This is a genomic window from Streptomyces katrae (genome assembly GCF_000966975.1).
Lineage (GTDB): Bacteria > Actinomycetota > Actinomycetes > Streptomycetales > Streptomycetaceae > Streptomyces > Streptomyces katrae.
Map to the genome: position 1 here is coordinate 1 of NZ_JZWV01000689.1, position 3339 is coordinate 3339.

The window sequence follows — 3339 nt, forward strand, 5'->3', positions numbered from 1 at the left end:
CCCGCGAAGGCCGCGTCCCCCCGGGACGCGGCCTTCGGCGTTCCCGGGGGCATTCCCTCCAGGTGGGGGTGGACGGGATATGCCATTGCAGAATCCGTCCACCGGAATGCACTTCCGGCGGCACTTGAGGACCGGCAGAGTAGGGGCATCGGCAGGGAACACCGGCCGAAACCGGGAAAGCCGGGAAAGCCGGGAAAGCCGAAGAGTGTGAAAGGGAGGTGAATCGAATGATCGACATCCAGGACATCGAGGTCATGGCGGAGGCCCTGACCTGCGGCAGCTACAACAAGGGCTGAAACAGGCGGACGGAATCGACGCATCGCATGCACGGCAGGAGGTGAACGTAATGATCGACATCCAGGACATCGAGGTCATGGCCGAGGCTCTGACCTGCGGCAGCTACAACAAGGGCTGACGAATTGTGAGGGCGCGCTCCGGAAGCGGAGCGCGCCCCCGCCGTACCCGCACCCGTACCCGTACCCGGAAACCGGGGGGAGAGGAAAGAGAAATGCAGACGACCATCCAGCCGGTCCGTGACGACCTGCTCCGCGTGGGCGGGGCGTTCACTCCGGGATTTCTCGACCCGGACCCGTCCCGGAGGCTCGCCCTCGTCGGCGAGAACCCCTTCCTGGAATTCGGGTTCAACGAATGGCGGAAATGGGAGGCCCTCGACGACGTCCCGGCCGTGCCGGAATTCTCCCTCCACCTCGGGCGTACGGCCATCTGCGAAGGCCCCCGGGAACAGGCCCGCTACATCGACTACGTGATGGACCAGTCGGCCACCCGCCGCAACAAGCCGACCTCCATCGGCGTCCACGTCACCGGCGACCGCGCCCTGGGCGGCGGGTCCTTCGGACTCCACTCGTACTTCTCTGGTACGAAGGAGGAGGAGGAACGCGCCGTCCGCTTCCTCTCCGACCTCAACCGGACCTCGGGCCTGCCCGTCTGGGTGGAGAACGCCAACTGCTACTCCGCCTCCGCCCGCGGCATCCTCGACGCCTGGCAGGCGGTCACGCGCATCTGCGAGAAGACCGGCTCCGGCCTGATCGTCGACCTGGCCCACCTCTACATCGACGCCGTCAACTGCGGCGTCCCCGTGGACGTGCTGCTCGGTGCGATCCCCTGGTCCCAGGTGGTCGAACTGCACCTCTCCGGCGTCCGCACCGGCCGGGACGGAACCCTCCACGACGGCCACTCCGAAGCCGTCCACGAAGGCGTCTGGTCGCTGCTCGACACCGTGCTGGACCAGCGGCTGATCACCGAGACCGAACCCGTCACCGTGATCGTCGAACACGCCGACCTCACCTGGACCGACCGGGCCGACCAGTACTACGCCGACTTCGCCCGGGCGGAATCCGTCCTCGAACGCCACCGCCGGGCCCGCACCGGGGGAGCCGCGGACACCGAACCGCACGACTACGGCGTCCCCTACTGCCGCGCCTACCTGCGCCAGCTGTGCAACGGCTGGATCCCGGGCCTCGCCCAGGCCTCCGAACAGCGCGGCCTGTCCTACGCCGAGCTGTTCGACCAGTGGGTGGACGACGTCCGCGCCCGCGGCAAGCGCATCGTCCTCAACCTCGACGAGATCCCGCCGGCCGAACGCCCCGGCGCGGTCAGCGCCCCCCAGGACCTGCTGGCCTACGCCAAGGAGAAGCTCCGCTGATGCAGATCGGTGTCAACGTCACCTCGCCGGACACCCTCGAGATGGCCTGCGAGCTGCGCGACTCGGGGCACATCGACTTCGTCGAGGTCCTGATCGACGGCTTCGCCCACCTCGACCCGAAGGAGTTCCGCCGCACGGTCGGCGACGACCTCCCCGTCGGCTGCCACATCATGCTCTCCCGGTTCCTCGACCCGGACCGGGAACGCCTCGACCACTACCTGGACCTGGTGAACCGGTGGCGGGCCGACTGCGGCCTGCTCTACGTCAGCGACCACATCGCCCATTTCTCCCACAACGGCCAGCCACTGCCCCTCGCCCAGGAGGTGGACTACGCCGCCTGGCAGCCGGTGGTCGACTCCGTGCGCGCGTGGCAGGAGGAACTCGGCACCAGCCTCGCCGTGGAGAACTTCCCCTCGCAGACCCCCTCCGACGTCCCCCAGGCCCGCGCGTACGCCGAGCTGACCGCGGCCACCGGATGCGAGGTCCTCATGGACGTCTCCAACGCGATGGTCGCCCAGCTCAACACCGGTCAGCCCGCCGCCGCGTGGGCCGACGTGCCGGGCGTGGGCCGCAGGTTCCACCTGGCCGGCTACAGCCCCTCCCCGACGGCCCCCTCCCTCATCGTCGACAGCCACGACGCCGCCGTCAGCGACGAGACCCTCGACCTGCTGACGCTGTTCGCCGGCCGCGCCGCCCCGGACGCCACCCTCGTCGTCGAACGCGACGCCAACCACGACCTGGACGAATGGAGGACGGACCTTGACCGCACGCGCGCCGCAGTCGTCGCGGCTCGACGCCTGCATCAGCCCCACCGCCCGTGACGCCCTCGCCCCGGGCTCCCGCGACCGGCTGATCGCCCAGGAATCCCTCCGCATCCGCTGGCACCAGCTCTTCGACCGCATCCCGCTGCTGTCCGCTCGCCTGCCCGACACCACCGACCTCTACGAGGCCTTCCTGGAATGGGCCGTGGCCGGACACAGGCGCCTGGACTGGCGCATGCACCTGCACTTCCTCGAGTTCCTGGAGGGCCGTGACGGGGGCGGCGCCGGCATCCCCCTGCGGCCACAGGACCACATCGAACTGCTCGCGGCCTCGGCCGCCCGCTGGTTCGCCTCCCCCGAGCACCGCCAGCGCGGGCTGGCCCTCACCACCGCGGCCCTCGCCCCCAAGGTCGTCGTCGCGCTGAAGGGGAACGCACCCCTGGAACGCGGCCGCGTGAAGCTCGCCCAGCTGCCGGGGCTGGAGCCGGCGCCCGGCATCCACTGGGCGCTCTCCGGCCCGGGCGACTTCGCCGTCCTCACCTGGAGCGCGCTGTGACCGCCACCACCGCCGCCCCGGCCCCGGTCCCGGTGCCGTCGCTGGGCAGGCGGGTCCTCGCGCTGATGGGACCCATGGTGGTCGCGTCCGTCATGGGTCAGGCCATCGCCCAGACCGACCTGTGGGTGATCAGCACCCTGGGGGAGCAGGCCGTGGCCGCCGCGGCCGTACCGCAGCGCCTGCTCCTCCTCGACTCGATCACCGCCATGGCCATGGGCCCCGTCGTCGGGCTGTCCGTGGCCGGCGCCGTGTCCGCCCACGCCCGCCGCCGCGCGGTACAGGGCGGCCTCGTCGGAGCCACCGCCGCCGGGCTGCTCATCGCGGCGGCGGGACTGGCCGTGCTGCCGTACCTCCTGGAC

4 protein-coding genes are annotated in these 3339 nt (G+C 70.7%); all 4 read left to right on the plus strand.

Going from position 1 to position 3339, the window contains the following annotated elements:
* The first annotated feature begins 508 nt into the window (after positions 1-508).
* Complete coding sequence (locus tag VR44_RS24070) at positions 509-1663, plus strand: multinuclear nonheme iron-dependent oxidase (RefSeq protein WP_045949669.1); 1155 nt, start codon at positions 509-511, stop codon at positions 1661-1663.
* The gene (locus VR44_RS24075) at positions 1663-2484 is read left to right on the plus strand and encodes a multinuclear nonheme iron-dependent oxidase (RefSeq protein ID WP_045949670.1); all 822 of its coding nucleotides are present in this window, start codon (positions 1663-1665) and stop codon (positions 2482-2484) included. The genes VR44_RS24070 and VR44_RS24075 overlap by 1 nt, the downstream gene beginning before the upstream one ends.
* Positions 2423-2980, plus strand: coding sequence for a hypothetical protein (locus tag VR44_RS24080; RefSeq protein WP_045949671.1), 558 nt, complete (start codon positions 2423-2425; stop codon positions 2978-2980). Before VR44_RS24075 ends, VR44_RS24080 begins: the two co-directional genes overlap by 62 nt.
* Positions 2977-3339: hypothetical protein (locus VR44_RS24085; RefSeq protein ID WP_045949672.1), on the plus strand; the 363-nt coding region annotated here is incomplete at its 3' end. The genes VR44_RS24080 and VR44_RS24085, both read left to right, overlap by 4 nt.

What these genes read in the sequence shown, in the direction of transcription:
- VR44_RS24070 (WP_045949669.1), top strand. Translation starts at nt 509, where the DNA reads ATGCAGACGACCATCCAGCCGGTCCGTGACGACCTGCTCCGCGTGGGC.
- VR44_RS24075 (WP_045949670.1), top strand. Translation starts at nt 1,663, where the DNA reads ATGCAGATCGGTGTCAACGTCACCTCGCCGGACACCCTCGAGATGGCC.